This window comes from Pantoea sp. YR525 (assembly GCF_900116775.1).
Classification (GTDB): domain Bacteria; phylum Pseudomonadota; class Gammaproteobacteria; order Enterobacterales; family Enterobacteriaceae; genus Pantoea; species Pantoea symbiotica.
The window spans coordinates 1-2066 of record NZ_FPBU01000025.1 but is presented as its reverse complement, the minus strand read 5'-3'; the positions used below and the strand labels follow the sequence as shown (position 1 = coordinate 2066).

The window sequence follows — 2066 nt, the reverse complement described above, 5'->3', positions numbered from 1 at the left end:
TGTCAAAGCCAAGTAGAAGTGACCGGGTTCAGGCAAACCTGAGATGTCCGATATTCTGTAATAACATATGATTTAACTTCGGCTCTGTTTTATTTTTATCCTCAAAATCAGCTATGCTGACCTGCATTGGAAATGAAAAAGGAATTATCCAGTGCGTACCCGTAATTCTGCACGTTTGCTTATTATGAACTCCCTCAATCAGGTCTTATTATTCAGGTTCAGGCATGAGAAGGATGCGCTGGCAGGCAAAGTATACTGGGCAACTCCCGGTGGAGGCCTGGAATCAGAAGAGACTTTTGAGCAGGCAGCCATCCGGGAACTTAGAGAAGAAACAGGCGTTTATGTTAATGATGTAGGCCAGTCGTTAACGGATAGAACCTTTGAAATGACTCTGCCCAGCGGTGAGGTGGTTCTGGCACATGAACGATTTTATTTAATTAAAATAGGCGATGAAGATATCAGTACCAGCGGATGGACTGAAAATGAAAAATCAGTCATTAATAGTTATCACTGGTGGGATCTTAATGAACTCCGAAATACAGACGACGTTGTTTATCCCTCAAATATTCCTGATATCTGCTCAATACCGGATTAATTACCAAATATCTCCTGACTTCGCGCCTGTAAATCATTCAGCGCCTCCAGTAAATCATCCTCATTGACCGCACGTTGCCGCTTTTTAGCAGGATCTTTCTTCGCACTCCTGCGGCTTGGTCCGGTCCCAGCCGGAAGCGCCTGTGAGCGCGTATTATCACGCTTGTCCTGCATTAACTTCGCAACTGCCAGCGCGTGACCAAGCCGTTTATTGTCAACGATCGCACCCTGGTCAACTTCAGACAGCCGGTCGTAGGCAGAGTAGGGAAGAACCGTACCGTGACTCCTGAGTTCAACGCGGCCGTCCGGGTACTGCCAGGCATCCAGATATTTACCCATCGCGCGGCGGCTGTCATCGTTATCCTCAAGCAGCAACAGCATTTTATCGTAGCGGACCGTCAGCGCTTTCGAAACCTTGCGCGGTTCGCGCCAGGTAAATATCTGGTTCAGGTTGTCGTCAGCATCGAGCGGACGGTGCACGTCAAAGTCATGCCTTGGTGCCTTCGCGAAACGCCGGTTGTAGTCCGCCATAAACTCAGCGGCAAAGGCGTTGGCAGCGTCAGGCGTACTGATACCACGCAGCCTGAGCTCCTTGACCAGCCGGTCCTGCAACGTCAGGTGCGCACGTTCCACGCGCCCCTTGGCAGAACTGGTATTGGCGCAGATGCCGGTGATGTTCAGCTCGTTCAGCGCGCGCCCGAACTGCGTCTGGCCGTCGCCTCCGGCCGCATTTTTATTGTTGATGCGGAACACGCTGGCTTTGTCGCTGTAAAACGCCAGCGGCTTGCCGTACAGCTCAAGATAACCGCGCGTGGCTTGAAAATAGGTGAAAGTAGACTCGGATCGGACGAAATGAAGCTGCATCAGGCGGCTGGTTGCGTCATCCACGTAAACCAGCAGCGTGCAGGCCGGACCACGTTCCTCAAACCAGCGATGGTCGCAGCCGTCGATCTGAATCAGTTCGCCGACACAGGCGCGGCGGTAACGAGGCTGCTGGATCCTGGAAGCGCGATGCCTGCGGGGGATCCAGAAACCAGCCAGCATCATCAGCTTGCGTACGGTCTCTTTAGACAGCATCACGCCGTGCAACTCGGCCAGCTTCTCGCAGGCGAGCGTGGGACCAAAGTCCGGGTATCTCTCACGGATGATCTGAATGGCGCGTTCGGCAAGGCCTTCGGGAAGCTGATAGTTGCTGGGCTTGCCGCGCCGCCGGTCAGCCATGCCCAGCGGGCCTTCGATGCGATAGCGCTGGAGCAGACGACGACACTGTCTGTCGGAAATGCCGAGACGTTCAGCAGCGAGATGTGTTGTCAGACGCCGGTCGACAACGTCCTGAATGACTTTAAGCCGGTTAACTTCGTTCATCGTGAAAAACTCCACACCAGAAGCCGCCATAACAGGTTCCTCAGCAGGTCACCCGAAGCGGCCATGTCAGCTTAGCTCAAAGCGGACATTACTACTTTGCCTCCTCA

Annotated in this window: 2 protein-coding genes; one reads left to right on the top strand and one right to left on the bottom strand. The window is 53.2% G+C overall.

Translation table 11 applies throughout. From position 1 onward, the window contains the following. Positions 1-151 precede the first annotated feature (151 nt). A complete protein-coding gene (locus BM323_RS24185; RefSeq protein WP_008106180.1) occupies positions 152-595 on the top strand; it encodes an NUDIX hydrolase in 444 nt (147 codons plus the stop codon). Here BM323_RS24185 and BM323_RS24180 read toward each other — a convergent pair. Continuing rightward, positions 592-1989, bottom strand: coding sequence for an ISNCY family transposase (locus BM323_RS24180; RefSeq protein WP_008106182.1), 1398 nt, complete (start codon positions 1987-1989; stop codon positions 592-594). The two genes, BM323_RS24185 and BM323_RS24180, sit on opposite strands and share 4 nt — an antisense overlap. Positions 1990-2066 lie beyond the last annotated feature (77 nt).